We start from the raw sequence: 22,390 nt of genomic DNA, 5'->3' as shown, positions 1-22,390 counted from the left end.
TCAAACCTCTGCCCGGCACCCTCACTCCAAGGAGAACGAGCATGAGTGCATCTCTGCGTAGCATCGACGGTCAGGACGAAGCCACCATTCTGCGTGAGATCCAGAGCGCCCTGCGCGATCTGCGTTTCGGTGCGGTGGAGATTACCGTGCACAACGCTCAGGTCGTCCAGATCGAGCGCAAGGAGAAGTTCCGCCTGCAACAGCCCGGCAACAAGACCGGCTGATCGCGCCACACCTCTAAAACTAGAAAAATGCCAATCGGGAGCTTCACCATGTCCATCCGCCGTTATGCGCTCGCCGCCCTGGCCAGTGCTGTTTTTGCCGGTTCCGCAATCGCCAAGGACTACGAACTGCTGAACGTGTCCTATGACCCGACCCGTGAGTTGTACCAACAGTACAACGCCGAATTCATCAAGCACTGGCAGCAGTCCCACCCGGACGACAAGGTGAAGATCCAGCAATCCCACGGTGGCTCGGGCAAACAGGGCCGCGCCGTGATCGATGGCCTGCGCGCCGACGTGGTGACCCTGGCCCTGGCCGGCGACATCGACGAAATCGCCAAGCTCGGCAAGACCCTGCCGGACAACTGGCAGACCCGCCTGCCGGACGCCAGCACCCCGTACACCTCGACCATCGTGTTCCTGGTGCGCAAGGGCAACCCGAAAGGCATCAAGGACTGGGGCGACCTGATCAAGAAAGACGTCTCGGTCATCACACCGAACCCGAAAACCTCTGGCGGCGCCCGCTGGAACTTCCTCGCCGCCTGGGCCTATGGCCTGAAGACCGGTGGTAGCGAAGACAAGGCCAAGGCTTACGTGCAGGAGCTGTTCAAGCACGTGCCGGTGCTCGATACCGGCGCCCGTGGCTCGACCATCACCTTCGTCAACAACGGCCAGGGCGACGTCCTGCTGGCCTGGGAAAACGAAGCCTTCCTGGCGCTGAAGGAAGACGGTGGCGCAGACAAGTTCGAAATCGTCGTGCCGTCGCTGTCGATCCTGGCCGAGCCACCGGTGGCCGTGGTCGACAAGAACGCCGAGAAGAAGGGCAATACTGCGATTGCCACCGAATACCTCAAGCACCTGTACAGCCCGGCTGGCCAGAAGATCGCTGCCGAGAACTTCTACCGCCCACGTGACGAGAAGGTCGCTGCCGAATTCGGCAAGCAATTCCCGAAACTGGACCTGGTCACCATCGACAAGGACTTCGGTGGCTGGAAGACTGCACAACCCAAATTCTTCAATGATGGCGGTGTGTTCGACCAGATCTATCAGGCACAGTAAGCGGTTATGGAAAAACGGGGCCGCTGTGCGGCCCATTCGCGGCACAAGGCCGCTCCCACAAGGAACCGCGCTCCCCTGTGGGAGCGGCCTTGTGCCGCGAATGGGCTGCACAGCAGCCCCAAGATTCAGAAGCCTGCACTGGCCCGGGATTAATTCCGGGCTTCGTGCGTTTAACCAGGGATACTTATGTCACGTCGTATTTCCCCCGTCATACCCGGCTTCGGGCTGACGCTGGGTTACACCTTGGTGTACCTCAGCCTGATTGTGCTGATTCCGCTGGCGGCCATGTTCATCCATGCCTCGCAGCTGACCTGGGAGCAGTTCTGGAACATCATCAGCGCGCCGCGGGTCATCGCCGCGCTCAAGCTGAGTTTCGGCACCGCCCTGTTCGCCGCCATCATCAACGGTGTGATCGGTACGCTGCTGGCCTGGGTACTGGTGCGCTACACCTTCCCCGGGCGCAAGATCATCGACGCGATGATCGACCTGCCGTTCGCCCTGCCTACCGCCGTGGCCGGTATCGCCCTGACGGCCCTGTACGCCCCGGCGGGCTGGGTTGGCCAGTTCGCCACCGACCTGGGCTTCAAGATCGCCTACACGCCGCTTGGCATCACCTTGGCGCTGACCTTCGTGACCCTGCCGTTCGTGGTGCGCACTGTGCAGCCGGTGTTGGCCGACATCCCGCGTGAAGTCGAAGAAGCCGCCGCCTGCCTGGGCGCAAAGCCGCTGCAGGTGTTCCGCCACATCCTGGCCCCGGCACTGCTGCCTGCCTGGCTGACCGGCTTTGCCCTGGCCTTCGCCCGTGGGGTGGGTGAGTATGGTTCGGTGATCTTCATTGCCGGCAACATGCCGATGAAGACCGAGATCCTGCCGCTGCTGATCATGGTCAAGCTCGACCAATACGACTACACCGGCGCGACTGCCATCGGCGTGCTGATGCTGGTGGTTTCCTTCATCCTGCTGCTGCTGATCAACCTGCTGCAGCGCCGCATCGAAACCCCTTGAAGGAGGCCGGCTATGTCTAGTTCATCCCTGAGCGCTACCGCCGCCGCCAATGCCGCCCGCCGTGGCAGCGCCACCTCGCGGCGCATCCTGATCGGCCTTGGCTGGTTGGTGTTCGCGCTGTTCTTGCTGCTGCCGCTGGTGATCGTGGTATCGCAGGCGCTGAAAAACGGTTTCGGCACTTTCTTCGAGGCGATCTTCGAGCCCGACGCCTTGTCGGCGCTCAAGCTCACCCTGTTTGCCGTGGCCATCTCGGTGCCGCTGAACCTGGTGTTTGGCGTCAGCGCGGCGTGGTGCGTGAGCAAGTACACCTTCCGTGGCAAGAGCGTGCTGGTGACCCTGATCGACCTGCCGTTCTCGGTCTCGCCGGTGATCGCGGGCCTGGTCTACGTGCTGATGTTCGGCGCGCAAGGCCTGTTCGGCCCCTGGCTGCAGGACCATGACATCCAAATTGTGTTCGCGCTGCCGGGCATCGTCCTGGCGACGATCTTCGTTACCGTACCATTCGTTGCCCGTGAACTGATCCCGCTGATGCAAGAGCAGGGCACCCAGGAAGAAGAGGCCGCGCGCCTGCTGGGCGCCAATGGCTGGCAGATGTTCTGGCATGTGACCCTGCCCAACATCAAATGGGGCCTGATCTACGGCGTGGTGCTGTGTACGGCGCGGGCGATGGGTGAGTTCGGCGCGGTCTCGGTGGTGTCCGGCCATATCCGCGGCGTCACCAACACCTTGCCGCTGCACGTGGAGATCCTCTACAACGAGTACAACCACGTCGCGGCCTTCAGCGTGGCCAGCCTGTTGCTGATCCTGGCGCTCTTCATCCTGCTGCTCAAGCAGTGGAGCGAGAACCGTATTAACCGCCTGCGCCATAGCGCTGCGGAGGAATAATTCATGTCGATCGAAGTTCGTAACGTCAGCAAGCGCTTCAACAGCTTCCAGGCCCTGGACAACATCAACCTGGATATCCACAGCGGTGAGCTGGTGGCCTTGCTCGGCCCGTCCGGCTGCGGCAAGACCACCCTGCTGCGCATCATTGCCGGCCTGGAAACACCGGATGACGGCAGCATCGTGTTCCATGGCGAGGATGTGTCTGGCCACGACGTGCGTGATCGCAACGTCGGCTTCGTGTTCCAGCACTACGCGTTGTTCCGCCACATGAGCGTGTTCGACAACGTCGCCTTCGGCCTGCGCATGAAGCCCAAGGGCGAGCGCCCGAGCGAAAGCAAGATTGCCGAAAAGGTGCATGAGCTGCTGAACATGGTCCAGCTCGACTGGCTCTCCGACCGCTACCCCGAGCAGCTTTCCGGTGGCCAGCGCCAGCGTATCGCCCTGGCCCGCGCCTTGGCGGTAGAGCCCAAGGTGCTGTTGCTCGACGAGCCGTTCGGTGCCCTGGATGCCAAGGTGCGTAAAGAGCTGCGCCGCTGGCTGGCGCGCCTGCACGAAGATATCAACCTGACGTCGGTGTTCGTCACCCATGACCAGGAAGAGGCCATGGAAGTCGCAGACCGTATCGTGGTGATGAACAAGGGTGTGATCGAGCAGATCGGCTCGCCGGGTGAAGTGTACGAGCAGCCGGCCAACGACTTCGTCTACCACTTCCTCGGCGACTCCAACCGCCTGGCCTTGAGCGAAGGCCACCACGTGCTGTTCCGCCCGCATGAAGTGTCGCTGTCGCGCCATGAAACCGAAGGCCACCATGCCGCCGAGGTGCGCGATATCCGCCCGCTGGGCGCGACCACCCGGGTGACCTTGAAGGTGGAAGGGCAGAGCGAGCTGATCGAGGCCGAAGTGGTCAAGGACCACGACAGCCTGACCGGCCTGGCGCGCGGCGAGACGCTGTTCTTCAGGCCGAAGGTGTGGCAGAAGGTGGCGGATATCTAAGCTACCCCAGCGTATGGAACCCGGGCTCTGTCCCGGGTTTTTATTGCCGGGTGGATTGCTGAGGCTGCTTCCCACCCCTTCGCCGCACAATGCTGCACCGCGATCCCCTGTAGGAGCAGCCTTGTGCTGCGAATCGAGGGCGCAGCCCTCGCAGCAATCTCATGCCTTACGCGAATATTTTGCATGCCCACAAAGCATCGCTAATCGCCCTCCAGCCCACAGCCCGCGAAATCCGTGGCCTTCACACGATCGCTCAAAAACAATATTCAATTAAGTTCTAACCATAATTTTAAACATTACTTTAAGAGATAAGCCTCTGGCCCCGATGATTCAGCCACACACCTGAATCGAGACCCCAGGAGTTTGATCAATGGGTAATGTCCAGACGGCCGTCAGAGCCTACGACCAGCCATGGCGCCCGGCACCGGGCGACCTGGTCGAGCTTGGACGCACGCTTCGTCTTCCGCTTGGCCAGCAGCGCCTGCAACGCACGCCTGCCAGCGGCCTCAAGCGCCGCGACAAGCTGGCGTTGGCGCTGTTGGTACTGGCGCTGCACGGCGCCGCCGCCTACTGGGTCAGCCAGGCACCGACGCCTGAGCTGCCCGTGGTGCCGCCGCAGGTGCCACCCATGACCATCGAGTTCGCCGCCCCTGCGCCGCCCGTGGTCGAGCCGCCACCCCCGGCACCCGCGCCGCCGGTGGTCGAGCCACCGCCGCCGCCACCGGTAGTCGACGAGCTGGCCGCGAAGCCCAAACCGAAGCCAAAACCGATCCCTAAACCTGTGGTCAAGCAGGCGCCCAAGCCGCAGCCGAAACCGGTCGAGGCACCGCCACCGCCACCCGTTGCAGCCCCGGCACCGCCAGCCCCTGCGCCACCCGCGCCGGCGCCGGTGACACCGGCTTCAGCCAACGCCGCGTACCTCAAGAACCCGGCGCCGGAGTACCCGCAGATGGCCCAGCGCCGCGGCTGGGAAGGCACCGTGCTGTTGCGCGTCGAGGTGTTGCCCAGTGGCAAGCCGGGGCAGATCCAGGTGCAGAAGAGCAGTGGCCGCGATGCCTTGGACGCCGCTGCGCTGGCGGCCGTCAAGCGCTGGAGCTTCGTCCCCGCCAAGCAAGGCGACGTGGCCCAGACCGGCTGGGTCAGCGTGCCAATCGACTTCAAGCTTCGCTAACGCATTTCACAGAATCAGCAGAACATAGGAAGACATCATCATGAGCCTGTTGGCATCCCCCCTCGAATCCGTTGAAAGCGCAGTCATCTGGCTGCTGGTTGGTTTCTCTGTCGTCACCTGGGGCCTGGCCCTGGTCAAGGTCGTGCAGTTCGTGCGGCTGAAGAACCAGGACAAACGCTTCCACCAGCAATTCTGGGCAGCCTCCAGCCTGGATTCGGCCGCCGAAATCAGCCATGAGCTGCCTGGCCCGGCGGCCCGCGTTGCGCAGTCCGGTTATGCCGCTATTGCCGTCGGCGATACCACCCAGGCCAACGACCTGAGCCACGCCATCAACCACCAGGACCGCCTCGAACGCGCTCTGCGCCAGCAGATCGTCCGCGAGCGCCGTTCGCTGGAAACCGGCCTGGCGGTGGTCGCCAGTATCGGCAGTACCTCGCCCTTCATCGGCTTGTTTGGCACCGTGTGGGGCATCATGGAAGCGCTCAAGGGCATCAGTGCGGCAGGTTCCGCCAGCCTTGAAACTGTGGCCGGGCCGATCGGCGCGGCACTGGTGGCCACGGGGGTGGGTATCGCCGTCGCGGTGCCAGCGGTACTGGTTTACAACTACTTCCTGCGTCGCCTCAAGCTGACCGCAGCAGACCTGGACGACTTCGCCCATGACTTCTACAGCCTGGCGCAGAAGAGTGCCTTCCGGGTACTGGTGCACCCTGCCGTGCACAAAGCCCAGGCCGGTTTCACTCAGCCGGTGAAGGAGGCGTCCTGATATGGCTTTTTCGACCCAGGACAGCGACGAAGTCCTCAGTGAAATCAACGTCACGCCGTTGGTGGACGTCATGCTGGTGCTGCTGGTGGTGTTCATCGTCACTGCGCCGCTGCTGACCAACGCCATCCCCATCAACCTGCCCAAGACCGAGGCGGTGGCACCGGTGGAGCAGAAAGACCCGCTGGTGGTGAGCATCGACGGGGCTGGCAAGTTGTTCATCAACAAGGACGAGATCCAGCCGGACCTGCTGGAGACCAACCTCAAGGCGGCCAAGGCCAAGGACGCGGAAGTTCGTGTGCAGTTGCAGGCCGATGATGGCGTGAACTACGGCGAAGTAGCGCGGGCCATGGCGGCGATTGAACGTGCGGGGATCAGCAAACTGGCGGTGATTACCGCGCGCTGATTCGGCAATCCTCTTCAGGCAAGTGACTCTCTTTGAGAGCTTATGGGCCACATCTCTTGGCAGGGGTTGGCCCTTTTTTTTGGCCTGATGGATAGGTATTGGGCTACAAGGTGTTCGCCGGTGAATGTTTAGCGCCTGTTAGATCGAGCGCCGCCCGCGCGGCGCATCGCGAGCAACGCTCGCTCCTACGTTTGTTTTTGGCCAGTAACGCCTGTGACAGGCGCGCGCGACCGCCTTGGCGCATGGCGGGTTATCGCGTCGAACAAACAAGGCGGTCGCGCGCGTTTGCCCCAGGAATAACGGGCCCGAAACAAACGTAGGAGCGAGCGTTGCTCGCGATGCGCCGCGCGGGCGGCGCTCGATATATGCCCCACCACACCCCCCAAGCCAGGCCCCCCCGTGGCCATCCCCATCCTCGCAACAATCGCTTCGCACCCCCCCAACAAAAATTCCTTTAGGTTATTAACAAATAGCTTCTTATTCCTTTACGAATATAACTCCCTCCCTATACTGGTCTCCAAGCACGCAAACTTACTGGAGGCGTCCCCATGCGCAATGAGTCGATTCGTTACCTGATTGTGCCGGGTTGGCAAGGATCGCCAGACAACCATTGGCAGAGTCACTGGCAACGCACCCTGCCCAACAGCGCCCGGGTCGAGCAGCACGACTGGCTGACCCCGCAGCGGCGCGATTGGGTGCAGGCCCTGGAGCAGGCGATTGCCGCCGAACGCTCGCCGGTGATTCTCATCGCACACAGCCTGGGCTGCGTCACGGTCGCTCACTGGGCCGCCGAGGCCAGCCCGGCGTTGCTGCGCCAGGTACGTGGCGCATTGCTGGTGGCGCCAGCGGATGTCGAGCGGCCGACCTGCGCGCCAGCACTGCGCAACTTCGCGCCGATTCCGATGCAGGCGTTGCCGTTCCCAAGCCAGGTGGTCAGCTCCGACAACGACCCGGCGGTAAGCGTGCCGCGCGCGCTGCACCTGGCCCAGGCCTGGGGGGCCGAAGCGGGCTTGCTGACCAACGCCGGGCACATCAACGTCAAGTCCGGGCACGAGCGTTGGGAACAAGGCTTCGCCTACCTGTACCGCTTGCAGAGCCGGGTGGAGCAACGCGCACTGCGCCGCGCCTGATCGCCTACTGATTACCGTTTGCCTGACGCCCGGCCACCGAAGGCCTGGGGCGGGAGTTTTTCATGACTTTTCAAAACCCGTTTGGCCAGCCGCTGCTGACCTTTCCCGAGCTGGACAAGAGCCCACTGAGCATTCGTGCCAAGGCCCTGGTGTTCATCGACCCGCGCTCGCAACAGCTGCGCGAAGACCTCGAACGCCTGGCGACGCAGCCCTTGCCGGTGTTGATTCGTGGCGAGACCGGCACCGGCAAGGAGTTGCTGGCACGGCAGATTCACCGCGCCAGTGACCGCGCCGGGCTGTTCGTCTCGGTCAACTGCGCGGCCATCAGCCCGACCTACGCTGACGCCGAGTTGTTCGGCTACAGCGCCGGTACCCACGGCGGCACCGCCAGCAGCCGCGCCGGCTGGTTCGGCTCGGCCAACGGCGGCACGCTGTACCTGGACGAAATTGCCGACTTGCCGCTGGAGATCCAGGGCAAGCTGCTGGCCGCGCTGGAAAACCGTGAAGTGACACGCGTCGGCGCGCAGCAGCCCCAGCCTGTGGATGTACGCCTGGTGGCGGCGACCAGCATCGACCTGGCGCGGGTGGTGAAGGCCGGCAGGTTCAATGAGCGCTTGTACCAGTACCTGCGTGAGGGCGCGTTGGAGCTGCCGCCGTTGCGCGAGCGACGTGGCGATATCCTGCCGCTGGCCGAGTACTTCGTGGGTATCTACACCGCCCGCCTGCAGCGCTCGGTACCGCTGATCAGCGACGCCGCCCAGCAGGTGCTGGAAGCCCATGCCTGGCCCGGCAACACCCGCGAGCTGGAGAACGTCATCCACTTCGCCTTGCTGGTGAATGACAGCGAAGAGATCCAGCCGGAAGACCTCGACCTGGCCAACCCTGCGCGCTAGACAGCGCTCATAAGCAAAGGCGGTGATGGCAGTTTGTTTTTGGAATAAGCAGCGAATTAAAAGATATTGTTACGGCATAAGAAATCTCGGTATTGTCCGCTTCACGCTCACCCGACACGGGGCAGGGCACACGACTTCGCCATCGCCGATGGCCCAGATTCAGAATAAGGACCACCATGAAGAAGACCCTGCTGACCACCGCCCTGGCCGCTGCCCTGTCGTTCGCCGGCCTGGCCAACGCCGCCGAGAAACTGGTGGTTGCCGCCACCCCGGTGCCGCATGCCGAGATCCTCGAGCTGATCAAGCCGACCCTCGCCAAAGAAGGTGTGGACCTGCAGATCAAGGTCTTCACCGACTACGTGCAGCCGAACGTGCAGGTTGACCAGAAACGCCTGGACGCCAACTACTTCCAGACCCTGCCGTACCTGCAAAACTTCAACGAAGGCAAGGGCACCCACCTGGAAACCGTGGTCGGTGTACACGTCGAACCGTTCGGTGGCTACTCGAAGAAGGTCAAGAACCTGAGCGAGCTCAAAGAAGGCGCCACCGTTGCCATCCCTAACGAAGGCAGCAACAGCGGCCGCGCCCTGCTGCTGTTGCAGAAGGCTGGCCTGATTACCCTGAAAGACCCGAAAAACGCCCTGGCCACCCCGAAAGACATCGCCGAGAACCCGAAGAAACTGAAGTTCCGCGAGCTGGAATCGGCCATGCTGCCGCGTGTGCTGGATCAGGTTGACCTGGACATGATCAACACCAACTACGCCCTGGAAGCTGGCCTGAACCCGGCCAAGGACGCGCTGGTGATCGAAGGCGCCGACTCCCCGTACGTCAACTTCCTGGTTGCCCGCCCGGACAACAAGGACAGCGACGCCATCCAGAAACTGGCCAAAGCCCTGACCAGCCCGGAAGTGAAAGCGTTCATCGCCAAGAAATACAGCGGTGCCGTGCTGCCGGCGTTCTGATCCGTTCGTAGCCCCGCGCCTGAAAACGCCGACGCCATTGCGTCGGCGTTTTTGTTGGTGCGTTAGTCCGTACTATTGATATGCAATAAAGATATTTATTGAAAGTTTTTTATAGCTTTAAAGTCTAGTGATCGTGCTCCTCGCACCCCGCATGACTGTTCTACCCATGACCTTCGATATCCCTTTCATCCTCAGCACCCTGCCGGCGTTTCTCAACGCCGTGGGCGTGACCTTGCAGGTGGGCCTGATCGCCATCGCCACCTCGTTGCTGGTAGCCCTGGTCAACGCCACGCTACTGGTGCTGCGTACGCCCTACCTGTCGCGCCTGGTCAAAGGCTACGTCGAGCTGGCGCGCAATACCCCGCTGTTGATCCAGCTGTTCTTCGTGTACTTCGCCTTGCCCAGCGTGGGCCTGAAGATCTCCGGCTTCACTGCAGCGATCATCACTATGACGTTCATGGGCGGCGCTTACCTGACCGAGGTGCTGCGTGCCGGTGTCGAAGCAGTGCCGCGCGCTCAACTGGAGTCCGGGCGCTCCATCGGTCTGTCCGAGGGCCAACTGCTGCGCCATGTGATCCTGCCTCAGGCCAGCATCCTCAGCCTGCCAGCGCTGTTCGCCAACTTCATTTTCCTGCTCAAGGAAACCACCGTCGTTTCGGCCGTGGCCGTTCCCGAGATCCTCTACACCACCAAGAACTACATCGCGCTGTACTACAAAACCTACGAAATGCTCGCTGTGCTGACCCTACTTTGCGTGCTGCTGTTCCTGCCGCTGTCGTTGCTGCTGCGGTACCTGGAAAGGAGGCTGCAGCATGGCCAGTTCGGCGCCTGAACTGCTGTGGGTGTCGCTGCCGCAACTGGCCAGCGGCGCAGCACAGACCTTGGCCATTTCGGCGTTGGGCATGCTCTTCGCCACCTGGGGCGGCGTGCTGTATGGCGTGTTGGCCACCCTTGGCAACCGTGGCCTGAACATCGTTCTGCAGGTGTATCTGGAGCTGTTCCGTGCCATTCCCGTGCTGGTCTGGCTGTACCTGGTGTTTTTCGGCCTGCCGATCTTCTTTGGCGTGAGCATCCCCAGTTTCTGGTGCGCGGTGCTGGTGCTGGGCCTGTGGGGTGCCAGCGAAATCGGTGAGGTGGTGCGCGGCGCGTTGCGTTCGCTGCCACGTGGCCAGCGTGAGGCCGGGCTGTCGATCGGCCTGTCCGGCTGGCAGCTGTATGGCTATGTGCTGCTGCCCCAGGCACTCAAGCGCATGACCCCGCCGACCATCAACCTCTATACGCGGATCATCAAGACCAGCTCGTTGGCGGTATTGATCGGTGTTGTCGAGGTGATCAAGGCAGGCCAGCAAATCATCGAGCGTACCTACGAGTCGGTGCTGATCTACGGCGCGTTGTTCCTGTTCTTCTTCATCATCTGTTATCCGCTGTCCGCCGCTTCGCGCGTGCTGGAACGCCGTTGGGCACACTCATGAGCGCATTGATCGAATTCCAGGGTTTCAACAAGTTTTTTGGTGAGCAGCAGGTGCTCAAGGACGTCGACCTCAAGGTGCAAGCCGGCGAGGTGCTGGTAGTGCTGGGGCCCAGCGGTTGCGGCAAGAGCACCTTGCTGCGCTGCTTGAATGGCCTGGAACAAGCCCACAGTGGCCACCTGCGCCTGGACGGCCAGGAGCTGCTCGACCCACGCACCGACTGGCGCCAGGTGCGCCAGCGGGTAGGCATGGTGTTCCAGAGTTACCACCTGTTCGGCCACATGAGTGTGATCGACAACCTGTTGCTTGGCCCGCTCAAGGTGCAAAAGCGCGAGCGCGCCGAAGCCCAGGCCCAGGCCGAGGCGCTGCTGGCGCGGGTGGGGCTGCTGGACAAGCGCGATGCCTACCCGCGGCAGTTGTCCGGCGGCCAGCAGCAACGCATCGCTATCGTCCGGTCGCTGTGCATGAACCCCGAGGTGATGCTGTTCGATGAAGTCACGGCGGCCCTCGACCCGGAAATGGTCAAGGAGGTGCTGCAGGTGATCCAGGGCCTGGCCCGCGACGGCATGACCCTGCTCATCGTTACCCACGAAATGGCCTTCGCCCGCGCGGTGGCCGACCGCATCGTGTTCATGGAGGCCGGCAGGGTCCTTGAACAGAGCGAGCCCGAGAGCTTCTTCATCCGACCGCAGACCGCACGCGCGCAGCAGTTCCTGGAGAAATTCTCCTTTGTAGAAAGCCTGCCGAAGACACTGCACAAGGAACTGTCATGAAAACTGCCAACCTCACCAAACTGCTGGCGCCGCTGTTCGGCCTGGCCCTGCTGGCCGGCTGCAACAAGGCCGAAGAACCCACCAAACCCGCAGCGGCCTCGCCGGCCACCAGCTACCTGGAAACCATCAAGGCCCGCGACAAACTGATCGTCGGCGTATTCACCGACAAGCCACCCTTCGGTTTCGTCGATGAAAAGGGGCGCTATGTCGGGTTCGATACCGACATCGGTCGCCGCCTGGCCAAGGACCTGCTGGGCGACGAGAACAAAGTCGAGTTCGTTGCCGTGGAGCCGGCCAGCCGCATTCCGTTCCTGCAGAGTGACAAGGTCGACCTTATCCTGGCCAACATGACCGTAACGCCAGAGCGCAAGGAAGCGGTGGACTTCACCAACCCCAACCTGCGCGTCGCCGTGCAAGCCATCGTTGCTGACGGCAGCGCGGTGCAGGAGCTCGACGACCTGGCCGACAAGACCATCATCGTTACCACTGGCACCACGGCCGATATCTGGCTGACCAAAACCCACCCGGACTGGAAGCTGCTCAAGTTCGAGAAAAACAGCGAGTCGCTGCAAGCCCTGGCCACTGGCCGCGGCGATGCCTATGCCCAGGACAACCTGATTCTGTTCAGCTGGGCCAAGCAGAACCCAGGCTACCGCGTGTTGCCTGAGCTGCTGGGCGACGAGGCACCGATTGCACCGGCGGTGAAGAAGGGCAACACCGAGTTGCGCGACTGGGTGAATGCCGAGCTGGCCAAGCTGGGTGAAGAGAAGTTCCTGCTCAAGCTGTATGACCAGTATGTGCGCAAGGAACTGAGCGATGACACCAAGCCTGAGAGCGTGATTGTCGAAGGGGGCAAGTGGCAGGGTTGATCGTGTAACGAGGGCCGCTATGCGGCCCATTCGCGGGGCAAGCCCGCTCCCACAGGCGCGTCGCTAACTGTGGCGTCATTCCTGCGGGCTTGTCCCGCGAATGGGGTGCGTAGCAGCCCCTTACTCAGCCGGCACCAATCGCAAGGTACGCTGCGCCGGAATCACCCCCATCTGCGCCCGTTGGTACTGCCCCTCGATGTACCCCGCAGCCTGATCCGAATAGTGCTTATCAAACGGCACCCCGCTTTGCCCGACCGGGTTACTGGTCAAGGCTTGCCCGGCATCGGCGAAGTCGATCAGCCTGCGTGTCGAAGGCCCATACGTCACCGGCCAAGGTGCCGGTCCGATCTTCGCCGACAGGTTGTTGGGCACCTCATGCGTGCCAGGCGCCGCGAACGGGCCAACGTTGAACAGCAGGTTCAGCGGCTTCTTCACGCCAAGCGGATGGTTATGGGTCAGGGTATGGGCTTTGCCCCATTGCCAGCTGGCCGGGTCGCTGCCCAGGTTGTCTCGCAGGTGCTTCACGCTTTTTTGCCAGGCGATGCGCACGATCGCAGTGCGGTCGGTGCGTTCGTTTGCTCCCCGCGTGCTCCACCATGGCGACTCGACATCGGCGGCCAAACGAGGCAAAGCGGCATCGATGGCGCGGGTGCTGATCAGCACCGGGAACCAGGTGTCGCCCAGTTCGTCATGCAGGGCCGCGAACGCCAGTTCATACAGGAACTGGTTGAACAGCGTGGCGCTGATCGAGTCCAGGGGGTAGTCACCGCTCCAGGCTGCCAGTTGCTCGACCAGCTCCTTTTCCTCGTCCCCTTCGGCCACTGAGCGCAGCGTCGCCAGCAGCGGTGCAAGGGTGCGTGGGCCATGGTCGCTGGCGGTGTCCAGCTGCAGGGCCTGGCTGTTCTGGGTATCCCATTTCACGTCAGGGTTGGCCAGGTGGCGGTCGAGCTGGCGGCCACGGTCCGGCAGGTTGTAGTAACCCGGCACGGGCACGGCCGAGGGCGGCTGGTAGTTGGCCGACACGATGTAGCCGCGTGCGGGGTTTTCTTGCTGCGGGTTGGCGCTGAAGGGGTAAAAACCGAGCTTGTCTGCCTGTGGGCTGGCGCCATCGAGGATGAATGTCGGGTTGACCCCCGCCGGGCGGATCGGCAGTTGTGCCGCAGCCCACCAGCCGATATCACCACGGGCATTGGCCCAGACGAAGTTCAGCCCAGGCGCCTGAACCTTGGCGGCCGCCTCGCGCATCTTGCCCAGGGTGTCGGCGCGGTTGAGCTGGTAAAACCCGTCGAGGATCGGGTTTTCGGTTTCCAGAAACGCCCACCACATGGCCACCGGCGTGGTCCCGGCGGTAGCGCCCAATACCTCGTTGACGATCGGGCCGTGGGGCGAGCGGTGCAGGCTGAGGGTGACGGGCGCCTCGCCTTTGACGGCGAGGGTTTGCTCGGTCTTTTCCAAGGTTTGCCAGGTGCCGTCGATCATCACCTGGTCGGTGTTTTCGGGGTTGGTCCGTTCGGCGATCAGGTCGACGTCATCGTTCTGGAACATTGTCAGGCTCCAGCCGAAGTCGCGGTTGTGGCCGAGCAGCGCGAAGGGGTTCAGCGCCTGGAAGTAGCCATACAAGTTGAACCCAGGAGCCGACAATTCGGCCTCGTACCACACCGCCGGTACCGCGAAGCTGATGTGTGGGTCACCGGCCAGCAGTGGCTTGCCGCTGCGGGTGCGGCTGCCGGCGACGGCCCAGGCGTTGCTGCCTTCGAATTGCGGGATACCCGCGTCGCCCAACGCGTCGTGGCTAAGCCGGGCAAGTGCCTCCAGGCTGCGCCAGTCGGCGGCCGCCAACGGCGCGGCCAGGGCGCCTTCGGGTTGCCAGCCAAGGTCGAAGATGTTCAGGTACTGCGGGCCGAGCTGGTCGCGAATATAGGTGAGCGCGGGCTCGGTGCGGAACGCGGCGGCGAAGCTGTAGGCCAGGTAACCGGCGATGCTCAGGGTGTCTTCAGCGGTGAACGGGCGGGGGGTGATGCCCAGCAGGTCGAACTCGATCGGCTTGGGGTGGCTGGCCTGCCAGCTGTTGATGCCCTCCAGGTAGGCTTGCAGGGCCTGCCAGGCGGGTGATTGGCGGTCCAGCCGCTGCACCATCAGCGCCGCTTGGTCGCGAATACGCAAGCTGCGGAATAGGGTGTCGGTGGGCACGAGTTTTTCGCCCAGCACTTCGGCCAACTCACCGCGCGCCAGGCGGCGCATGATCTCCATCTGGAACAACCGGTCCTGGGCGTGCACATAGCCGAGGGCGCGGTACAGGTCCTGTTCGTTCTGTGCCTGCAGGTGCGGAACGCCGCGGCTGTCATAGCGCACGCTGACCGGCGCCTGCAGGCCGGCGATCGCCACTTCGCCCTCGCGTTGCGGCAGCTTGCCGTGCACGTACCCGTATCCGGCGCCAGCGGCCACGGCGATTACCACGGCCAACAGGGTCAGGCTGCGCTTCATCGAGACTCCTTGTGCATTCGAACGGAAACTGTGGTCCGATCATCGACGGATTCGCGCACAGAGCATAGCCCTCGAAAGGAGTTTCCATGTCCCTCAGCGAAAAACAGAAAATGCTCGCAGGCCAGCTCTACCATGCCGGCTGCCCCGAGCTGCAGGCCGAGCAAATTGCCAACAAGCACTGGATGCAGCGCTACAACAGCAGTTTCGAGCTGCTCAACGATGCACGTCACGGCCTGCTCGCCGAGCACTTCGGCCAGGCCGGCGACGGCACGGTGATCCGCCCGCCGTTCTATTGCGACTATGGCTACAACATCAGCATTGGCCGCAACACCTTCATCAACTTCAACTGCGTGATCCTCGACGTGCTGCCGGTGCGCATCGGCGACGATTGCCAGATTGGCCCGGCGGTGCAGATCTACACCGCCGACCACCCACTCGACCCTGAGCTGCGGCGCACCGGGCTGGAAAGCGGCAGGCCGGTGAGTATTGGCAACAATGTGTGGATTGGTGGCGGGGCGATCATCCTGCCGGGGGTGACCCTTGGCGACAACGCGGTGGTCGGCGCGGGCAGTGTGGTCACCCGCGATGTGCCGGCGGGTGCGGTGGTGGTCGGTAACCCGGCGCGCGTGCGTCAGCCGGCCCAAGGGCAGTAGCAACCCACCGCCAAGGTGTTGGAGGCCGTCACCTGGCGGTTGTCGATCAACGCCTTGAGGATCGGTTCGATGAAACTGTTGCTGGCGTTGCACACCGCCCCCTCACTGTAAGGCCCGAAGTAGGCGAGGTGGCCTTGTCGGTCCCAGATGGCCACGGCCGGAGAGGCGGGTAGGTGTTCGCTGCCGGGCAGGCTGGCGAGGGGCTTGAGGGCGCTGAGGTTCGCGGGCAACTGGCCGTGGCTGCCGGGTTTTTGCAGCACATGGAAGCTGACGCCGTCGCCTGCGAAGTGGCTGACCAGGTCGGCCAGGTGCTGCTGGTTGCCGACATTGCACGGGCAGGCCGGGTCCCAGAAGTGCACCACACGGATCGGCCCGGGGCCGGCCAGTTCTGCGGGCAGGCGCAGTTGGCTGCCGTCGAACAGGGTGGCCTGGTTGTCGAACGGGCGCAGGTAGCGGGACTGGAAGGTGGTGTAGGCCTGCCAGAGGGTAAGGGTGCAGAGCAGCAGGGCAAGCACTGCCAACCCGCGCTTTATGATGTGCTTATGCATGAACTGTCCGCAGGTCTTGTTGCCGCTCTGAGAGAGCAACACATAACGTATTGAATTGGCAGGGACCTGTGGGAGCGGGCTTGCCCGCGAACACCGGCGGAGCCGGTGCCATACTCTGAGTCGCCTTCTTCGCGGGCAAGCCCGCTCCCACAGCGTTCTGCGTTAAGCCGCGTTAAGGTGTCCAAGCTTGCCATGATGCCGATGAGAGCTGAATATCACAGATCAATACTCGCTTCGCTCTGGATGTACCCGATGCCCGCCGCTTTGCTCCCCGACCTTCTGCGTGCCAGCCTCGCGCCCTTGACCGATCGCCAGCCGTTGTCGGCGCAGGGGCGCGATTACCAGCATTTTTATGGCCTGGACCTGCCCGTGCACAGTTGGCTGGGTGGTTTTCAAGCGGCCGGGTTCGAGTTGGTCGGGCAAGTCTGGCTGCCGCCGCAGCCGGTGGCCACGGTGTTCCTGCTGCATGGCTATTACGACCACATGGGCCTTTATCGGCATGTGATCGAGTGGGCACTGGGCCAGGGTTATGCAGTGATCAGCTGTGACCTGCCCGGCCATGGCCTTTCCAGCGGTGAGCGGGCCAGCATCAGCGACTTTTCGCTGTATCAGCAGGTGCTCGATGCACTCTTCGAGCAAGCCCGCAGGCTGGACCTGCCGCGGCCTTGGCATTTGTGCGGGCAAAGCACGGGCGGCGCCATCGTGGTCGACCACCTGTTGCACCGGGGCGAGCAAAGCCCAGCCGATGGGCAGGTGATCCTGCTTGCACCGCTGGTGCGGCCCAGCTCGTGGCGTTGGTCGAAGCTCAGCTATTGCGTGCTGCGCCATTTCGTCAATGGCATCGAACGGCGCTTCAGCGAAAACACCAACGACCCGGCCTTCCTAGCGTTTCTGGAGGCCGACCCCCTGCAACCGCGTCGTTTACCCACGGCCTGGGTCGGCGCACTGATCGCCTGGGTCAAGCGCATAGAAGCCGCGCCACGCAGCACACGGCGGCCCTTGATCGTGCAGGGTGAGGCGGACGGCACGGTGGACTGGCCCTACAACCTCGAGGTGCTCAAGGCCAAGTTCACTGAGCCGCAAATACTCATGCTGCCCGAGGCGCGGCACCACCTGGCCAATGAACTGCCCGGCATTCGCCAGCGCTACTTCACCTTCATCGACCAGCGCCTGGGCTGATCACTTGAGGTCGGCAGCACTCTGGCCGACCGCCAGCCCCGCGCGCACGGCAGCCAGTGCGGCCTGGTAATACGCCTTGCCTTCGGGTGATTCGGCGAAGTTGGCGAATTGTTCCAGCTCGGCGTCGGACAAGTCGCGGTACACGTACAGCAGCGTATTGTTGAGGTCTTCGCCGATCTGGCCCATCAGGCGTTGGCGCTGGCCATCGAGCAGGCTCTGGGCCTGGCCGCCGCCAAACAGGCCGGGGATCATCGAACTGAGGCTGTCGGCGGCGACGCCGGCAATCGCCAGGCTGACCTCTGCACCGGCCTCGCGGGCGGGCAACGCCTGGGCCAAGTGGCCGATAAGCAACAGGCGGTCGTCACTGGCCTGGACCTTCGGCAGGCCTTTGGCGTTCTTGGCCAACTGGTCCTTGCGCGTGGCTTGCAGTTCGGCAGCCACCACCTTGCGGCCCAGCGGCGACTGGAAGAAGGCCAGCGCTGGCGCAGGGTTGCTCAGGGTTGCGCGCAGTTTCGCCTGGGCACGACGGTCCACGGCCTGGGCCTGGAAGCGCTGATTGCTGTTGTTGACCAGCGCTTGGTAGACGGCAGGCGGCAGGCTATTGCGATAGCGTTCCTGGGCGGCACTCAGGGCATCGTTGAAGTGGGCGCGCTGGTCGGGCCAGCCGGCGGCCTTGTACAGTTGATCCAGGCTGTCTGCCCAGACAGGCATGGTGCAGATCATCAGCAGAATCAGGGAAAACAGACGGCGCATTCAGGACTCCTGTCGGCAGGCTGCCATTGTCCTTGGCCCAGCGTCGGTTTGTCGAGATATCAGCGCGCTTCTCGGCCAAGTGGCGCTGTGCGAGTGCAAGGCTAATGGATATGATGCGCGCCATGCACATCTCCCCTGAACACCCGATGCTTGCGGCCGTCGTTGACGATCTGGCCACCCATGGCTGGTCCCAGCAGGCGCTCTTTTTGCCTGCCGACCTGGTGCGCGCGCTGGCGGCCGAGTGCCGGCGCCGTGACGCCGAAGGCGAGCTCAACCCGGCAGGGGTTGGACGCGGGGCTTCACAGGAGATCCGCGAGGCGATCCGCGGTGATCAGATCCAGTGGATCGACCCCGGCCAGGCCGCTGCCTGCGACCAGTACCTGGCGGCCATGGACCAGCTGCGCCTGGCCATCAACCAGGGGCTGTTCCTGGGCCTTGAAGATTTCGAATGCCATTTTGCCCTGTACCCGCCGGGCGCGTTCTATCGCCGCCATCTGGATCGCTTTCGTGACGATGACCGGCGCATGGTCTCGGCAGTGCTCTATTTGAACGAAGACTGGCAGCCACAGGATGGCGGCCAGCTGCGCATGTTCCTGGCGCAGGGTGTCGAGCACGATGTGCCGCCTGTGGCCGGATGCCTGGTGGTGTTCCTGTCGGGCGATGTGCCCCATGAGGTATTGCCGGCCGGGCGTGAGCGCCTGTCGTTGACTGGCTGGTTCCGGCGCCGTGGCAATGACCTGTTCTGAGTTGCCCAAGGTGCTGGTCAGCGCATGCCTGCTGGGGCAGCCGGTGCGCTATGACGGCCGCGCCAGTGGCCATCCGGGGGTGTTGCAAGCCTGGCAGGCGGCAGGGCGGGTAGTGCCCTTGTGCCCGGAAGTGGCCGGTGGCTTGCCTACACCGCGACCGCCTGCGGAGATACCAGGCGGGCAGGGCAGCGCGGTGCTCGATGGCCAGGCACAGGTGCTGACGGTGACGGGTGAGGACGTCAGCGACGCGTTTCTGGCCGGTGCTCAGCTGGCGTTGGCGCTGGTGCGCCGGCACGGGATTCGCGTCGCGGTGCTCAAGTCTGGCAGCCCTTCGTGTGGTAATCGGCTGACCTACGATGGCACCTTCAGCGGGGTGAAGGTGCCGGGGGAGGGCGTGACCACGGCGCTGCTGCGTCGGGAAGGGGTGCTGGTGTTCAGCGAGCTTGAGCTGGATGAAGCACAGCAAGCGTTGGCTGGGCTTCCGGCTTAATCCTGCCCCGGCCTTTTCGCGGGCAAGCCCGCTCCCACAGGTACTGCACAGTTCTCAAGACCGGTGAAAAACCTGTGGGAGCGGGCTTGCCCGCGAAGAGGCCGGGGCAGGCAATAAACATCTACTGGCCTGCAGCCGTCTCTCACAGGTATTTCACCGGACGTGAGAGCCGTGCAGTACCTGTGTGTGGGCTTGCCCGCGAAGAGGCCGGGGCAGGCAACAAACATCTACTGGCCTGCAGCCGTCTCTCACAGGTATTTCACCGGACGTGAGAGCCGTGCAGTACCTGTGGGAGCGGGCTTGCCCGCGAAGAGGCCGGGGCAGGCAATAAACATCTACTGGCCTGCAGCTGTCTCCTGGGTACCCTTGAACCACTTCTGCTCCAGCTCTGCCAGGCGCCCATCGTCCTTGATCCGTTGCAGGGCGTTGTTCACCGCGCTCTCGAACGCCGGGTTGTCTTTCTGGAACGGAATGACCTGTTTCTTCTCACCATAAGGCTGGCTCACGTCCAACTGTTTACTGGTGTTCTGTTCATTCAAGGTGATGTCGTACTTGCCACTCTCCACGCCCGGCAGAACTTCTTCAGCTGGCGTTTCAATGAATGCAGCCCGCAGGTCCAGTTCCTTGGCCAGGATTTGCCCGAACTCGATCTCGAAACCCGTGAGGTGGTCGTTTTCCCTGAATACATAGGGCGGTGTATCGGACTGCACGGCAATGCGCAGTTCGCCGCGGTCGTTGATGTCGTCTATCAGCTCGGCTTGGGCCAATGGACTGATCAGTACTGCAAGCAGTACGCCTAGGGTCGAACGCATGAATGCCCCTTTTTTATTCGGCAGATGAATTTCATTCGCCACGGCTTTCTTCCTCGTCGTGGTCGAGCGCAGCCTATGACCTTGAAGCCTTGGCGAGGTTTAACCCTAACTGAAATATTTCTCTTTGTGGGCTATGGTGATCTACCGCTGTCGCACGTTTTAACGGCAGTGGTCTTTAAGTGAATCACAGGAGAAGTGAATGAACAGCCTATTTTCGCGTGCTGCCGTAGCCGGTCTGCTGATGGGGGCCTCGGTGTTCGCCAGTGCCGCGGATGCCCTGAAGAGCCAGGAGCCGCCCAAGGATGCCAAGGTCGTCATCGTTTCCCCCGCCGATGGCGCAACGGTCGACAAGACCTTCACCGTCAAGTTCGGCATCGAGGGCATGGCGCTCAAGCCTGCGGGTGACCAGACCCCGCATAGCGGGCATCACCACCTGCTGGTGGACGTCGACAAAGAGCCGGTGGCCGACATGCCCCTGCCAACCAGCCTGATGCCTGAGAACAACGTGCCGCTGCCGGCCGGCCCGCAAGTGCTGCACTTCGGCAAGGCACAAACCGAGGCGACCATTACCCTGACTCCAGGCAAGCACACCTTGCAGTTGGTATTGGGCGACAAGTACCACGTGCCGTTCAAACCGAGCGTCGAATCGAAAAAGATCACCGTCGAGGTGAAGTAAGCACCCACGAAAAAGGGAGGCCACCAGGGCCTCCCTTTTTCATGCCGCCCTGAAACTTAGAACAGAACGCGGGAGCGGATAGTGCCCTTTACGTGCTGCAGTTTCTCTTGCGCCAGGTCCGAGTACTCGGCGTCAACGTCGATCACCACGTAACCCACTTTCTCGTTGGTCTGCAGGAACTGACCGGAGATGTTGATGCCGTTCTCGGCGAAGACCTTGTTGATCTCGCTGAGCACGCCAGGGATGTTTTCGTGGATGTGCAGCAGGCGGTGTTTGCCTGGGTGCGCCGGCAGGGCAACTTCCGGGAAGTTGACCGAAGACACCGAGGTACCGTTGTCGCTGTACTTGACCAACTTCTCGGCAACTTCCAGGCCGATGTTCGCCTGGGCCTCGGCGGTGGAGCCACCGATGTGCGGGGTCAGGATGACGTTGTCCAGGCCGCGCAGCGGGCTTTCGAACTCTTCGTCGTTGGAGCGCGGCTCGACCGGGAACACGTCGATGGCGGCGCCGATCAGGTGCTTGTCCTTGATCGCGGCAGCCAGGTGATCCAGCTCGACCACGGTACCGCGGGCGGCGTTGATCAGGATCGAGCCCTTCTTCATCGCACGGATTTCCTTCTCGCCGATCATCCACTGGGTGGATGGCAGCTCAGGCACATGCAGCGAGACGATGTCGGCCAGGCCCAGCAGCTCGTGCAGGCTGGCGACCTGTACAGCGTTGCCCAATGGCAGCTTGGTCAGCGGGTCGAAGAAGTACACCTGCATGCCTAGGTTTTCAGCCAGCACCGACAGTTGGGTGCCGATCGAGCCGTAGCCGACGATGCCCAGCTTCTTGCCGCGGATCTCGAAGGAGTTGGCCGCGCTCTTGATCCAGCCACCACGGTGGCACGAAGCGTTCTTCTCGGGGATGCCGCGCAGCAGCAGGATGGCCTCGGCCAGCACCAGTTCGGCGACCGAACGGGTGTTCGAGTACGGGGCGTTGAATACGGCGATACCGCGCTCGCGGGCCGCTTCCAGGTCGACCTGGTTGGTACCGATGCAGAAGCAGCCGACCGCAACCAGCTTCTTCGCGCAGTCGAAGATCTCTTCAGTCAGTTGCGTGCGCGAGCGGATGCCGATGAAGTGGGCATCGGCGATCTTTTCCTTCAGCTCGGCTTCCGGCAACGAACCAGTGAGGTATTCGATGTTGGTGTAGCCGGCAGCCTTGAGGGTATCGACCGCGTTCTGGTGCACACCTTCAAGAAGAAGGAACCTGATCTTGCTCTTGTCGAGAGAAGTCTTGCTCATCTGCGTAAACCTGTATCCCGGAGAAAAAATGGCGAGGGGTGATGCTAGGCGCGGCGTCGGCCTTAGCATGAACAGCGGGAGGGCTATGCTAGCATACGCGACACAATCTGAGCTTATCCCGACAGGTGAAGAGTGCTCAGGGTGACTATGAATAAGTCGAGAGTTCC

At 62.8% G+C, this 22,390-nt stretch carries 25 protein-coding genes; 20 read left to right on the top strand and 5 right to left on the bottom strand.

Translation table 11 applies throughout. The features are described from left to right. The first annotated feature begins 41 nt into the window (after positions 1–41). From oscA to AC5PZ0_RS05930, 15 genes are all read left to right on the top strand, one after another. Positions 42–224 (top strand): sulfur starvation response protein OscA, encoded by a 183-nt coding sequence (gene oscA / locus AC5PZ0_RS06000; RefSeq protein WP_003258557.1) that lies wholly within the window; start codon positions 42–44, stop codon positions 222–224. A 48-nt stretch (positions 225–272) separates the two neighbouring features. Continuing rightward, positions 273–1,280 (top strand): sulfate ABC transporter substrate-binding protein, encoded by a 1,008-nt coding sequence (locus AC5PZ0_RS05995; protein WP_033702118.1) that lies wholly within the window; start codon positions 273–275, stop codon positions 1,278–1,280. A gap of 186 nt (positions 1,281–1,466) precedes the next feature. Then, entirely contained in the window at positions 1,467–2,285 is an 819-nt protein-coding gene (gene cysT / locus AC5PZ0_RS05990; RefSeq protein WP_012274724.1) for a sulfate ABC transporter permease subunit CysT, read from the top strand. Between the two features lie 12 nt (positions 2,286–2,297). After that, positions 2,298–3,170, top strand: coding sequence for a sulfate ABC transporter permease subunit CysW (cysW, locus tag AC5PZ0_RS05985; protein WP_027592263.1), 873 nt, complete (start codon positions 2,298–2,300; stop codon positions 3,168–3,170). Between the two features lie 3 nt (positions 3,171–3,173). Further along, positions 3,174–4,163, top strand: coding sequence for a sulfate/molybdate ABC transporter ATP-binding protein (locus AC5PZ0_RS05980; protein WP_027592264.1), 990 nt, complete (start codon positions 3,174–3,176; stop codon positions 4,161–4,163). A 370-nt stretch (positions 4,164–4,533) separates the two neighbouring features. Then, entirely contained in the window at positions 4,534–5,334 is an 801-nt protein-coding gene (locus AC5PZ0_RS05975) for an energy transducer TonB (RefSeq protein WP_186703101.1), read from the top strand. A 40-nt stretch (positions 5,335–5,374) separates the two neighbouring features. After that, the gene (locus AC5PZ0_RS05970; protein ID WP_099430730.1) at positions 5,375–6,097 is read left to right on the top strand and encodes a MotA/TolQ/ExbB proton channel family protein; all 723 of its coding nucleotides are present in this window, start codon (positions 5,375–5,377) and stop codon (positions 6,095–6,097) included. 1 nt (position 6,098) lies between these two features. Further along, positions 6,099–6,500: an ExbD/TolR family protein gene (locus tag AC5PZ0_RS05965; protein WP_027592267.1), complete on the top strand. Its 402-nt coding sequence runs from the start codon at positions 6,099–6,101 to the stop codon at positions 6,498–6,500. Between the two features lie 548 nt (positions 6,501–7,048). Next, positions 7,049–7,630 carry an alpha/beta hydrolase gene (locus tag AC5PZ0_RS05960; RefSeq protein WP_027592268.1) on the top strand — a complete coding sequence of 194 codons (582 nt, stop codon included), beginning with the start codon at positions 7,049–7,051 and terminating at the stop codon, positions 7,628–7,630. Between the two features lie 62 nt (positions 7,631–7,692). Then, positions 7,693–8,523, top strand: coding sequence for a sigma 54-interacting transcriptional regulator (locus tag AC5PZ0_RS05955; protein ID WP_493854532.1), 831 nt, complete (start codon positions 7,693–7,695; stop codon positions 8,521–8,523). Between the two features lie 176 nt (positions 8,524–8,699). Next, positions 8,700–9,485, top strand: a complete 786-nt coding sequence (locus AC5PZ0_RS05950) for a MetQ/NlpA family ABC transporter substrate-binding protein (protein ID WP_099430729.1) — start codon at positions 8,700–8,702, stop codon at positions 9,483–9,485. Positions 9,486–9,651: 166 nt separating this feature from the next. After that, positions 9,652–10,317: an amino acid ABC transporter permease gene (locus AC5PZ0_RS05945; RefSeq protein ID WP_027592271.1), complete on the top strand. Its 666-nt coding sequence runs from the start codon at positions 9,652–9,654 to the stop codon at positions 10,315–10,317. After that, positions 10,298–10,957 carry an amino acid ABC transporter permease gene (locus AC5PZ0_RS05940; RefSeq protein WP_493854531.1) on the top strand — a complete coding sequence of 220 codons (660 nt, stop codon included), beginning with the start codon at positions 10,298–10,300 and terminating at the stop codon, positions 10,955–10,957. The genes AC5PZ0_RS05945 and AC5PZ0_RS05940 overlap by 20 nt, the downstream gene beginning before the upstream one ends. After that, positions 10,954–11,727, top strand: coding sequence for an amino acid ABC transporter ATP-binding protein (locus tag AC5PZ0_RS05935; protein WP_493854530.1), 774 nt, complete (start codon positions 10,954–10,956; stop codon positions 11,725–11,727). The genes AC5PZ0_RS05940 and AC5PZ0_RS05935 overlap by 4 nt, the downstream gene beginning before the upstream one ends. Then, complete coding sequence (locus AC5PZ0_RS05930) at positions 11,724–12,596, top strand: transporter substrate-binding domain-containing protein (RefSeq protein ID WP_493854529.1); 873 nt, start codon at positions 11,724–11,726, stop codon at positions 12,594–12,596. Before AC5PZ0_RS05935 ends, AC5PZ0_RS05930 begins: the two co-directional genes overlap by 4 nt. Before the next feature lie 120 nt (positions 12,597–12,716). Here AC5PZ0_RS05930 and AC5PZ0_RS05925 read toward each other — a convergent pair whose 3' ends face one another. Then, a complete protein-coding gene (locus AC5PZ0_RS05925) occupies positions 12,717–15,080 on the bottom strand; it encodes a penicillin acylase family protein (protein ID WP_493854528.1) in 2,364 nt (787 codons plus the stop codon). An 86-nt stretch (positions 15,081–15,166) separates the two neighbouring features. Between AC5PZ0_RS05925 and AC5PZ0_RS05920 the strand changes: the two genes are divergently transcribed. Further along, complete coding sequence (locus AC5PZ0_RS05920; RefSeq protein ID WP_238217596.1) at positions 15,167–15,733, top strand: sugar O-acetyltransferase; 567 nt, start codon at positions 15,167–15,169, stop codon at positions 15,731–15,733. On the opposite strand, the gene AC5PZ0_RS05915 is transcribed toward AC5PZ0_RS05920, so the two are convergent. Next, a complete protein-coding gene (locus tag AC5PZ0_RS05915; RefSeq protein WP_099430726.1) occupies positions 15,712–16,281 on the bottom strand; it encodes a DUF6436 domain-containing protein in 570 nt (189 codons plus the stop codon). The two genes, AC5PZ0_RS05920 and AC5PZ0_RS05915, sit on opposite strands and share 22 nt — an antisense overlap. Positions 16,282–16,533: 252 nt before the next feature. Between AC5PZ0_RS05915 and bipL the strand changes: the two genes are divergently transcribed. Beyond that, positions 16,534–17,460 (top strand): phospholipase BipL, encoded by a 927-nt coding sequence (bipL, locus tag AC5PZ0_RS05910; RefSeq protein WP_099430725.1) that lies wholly within the window; start codon positions 16,534–16,536, stop codon positions 17,458–17,460. Here the strand turns inward: bipL and AC5PZ0_RS05905 are convergent, their stop codons facing one another. Continuing rightward, complete coding sequence (locus AC5PZ0_RS05905) at positions 17,461–18,213, bottom strand: DUF2059 domain-containing protein (RefSeq protein ID WP_027592279.1); 753 nt, start codon at positions 18,211–18,213, stop codon at positions 17,461–17,463. A gap of 113 nt (positions 18,214–18,326) precedes the next feature. On the opposite strand from AC5PZ0_RS05905, the gene AC5PZ0_RS05900 reads away from it, so the two are divergent. Then, positions 18,327–18,959 (top strand): 2OG-Fe(II) oxygenase, encoded by a 633-nt coding sequence (locus AC5PZ0_RS05900; protein ID WP_099430980.1) that lies wholly within the window; start codon positions 18,327–18,329, stop codon positions 18,957–18,959. After that, positions 18,946–19,449 carry a 2-thiouracil desulfurase family protein gene (locus tag AC5PZ0_RS05895; RefSeq protein ID WP_493854527.1) on the top strand — a complete coding sequence of 168 codons (504 nt, stop codon included), beginning with the start codon at positions 18,946–18,948 and terminating at the stop codon, positions 19,447–19,449. Before AC5PZ0_RS05900 ends, AC5PZ0_RS05895 begins: the two co-directional genes overlap by 14 nt. A 335-nt stretch (positions 19,450–19,784) precedes the next feature. Here AC5PZ0_RS05895 and AC5PZ0_RS05890 read toward each other — a convergent pair whose 3' ends face one another. Next, positions 19,785–20,261, bottom strand: a complete 477-nt coding sequence (locus tag AC5PZ0_RS05890; protein ID WP_493854526.1) for a transporter substrate-binding domain-containing protein — start codon at positions 20,259–20,261, stop codon at positions 19,785–19,787. A 199-nt stretch (positions 20,262–20,460) separates the two neighbouring features. Between AC5PZ0_RS05890 and AC5PZ0_RS05885 the strand changes: the two genes are divergently transcribed. Next, complete coding sequence (locus tag AC5PZ0_RS05885) at positions 20,461–20,937, top strand: DUF4399 domain-containing protein (protein ID WP_493854525.1); 477 nt, start codon at positions 20,461–20,463, stop codon at positions 20,935–20,937. 56 nt (positions 20,938–20,993) lie between these two features. On the opposite strand, the gene serA is transcribed toward AC5PZ0_RS05885, so the two are convergent. Beyond that, the gene (serA, locus tag AC5PZ0_RS05880) at positions 20,994–22,223 is read right to left on the bottom strand and encodes a phosphoglycerate dehydrogenase (protein ID WP_027592284.1); all 1,230 of its coding nucleotides are present in this window, start codon (positions 22,221–22,223) and stop codon (positions 20,994–20,996) included. Between the last annotated feature and the right edge of the window lie 167 nt (positions 22,224–22,390).

This window comes from Pseudomonas sp. 5.2 (assembly GCF_059025405.1).
This window is presented reverse-complemented; position numbering and strand designations above follow the sequence as displayed.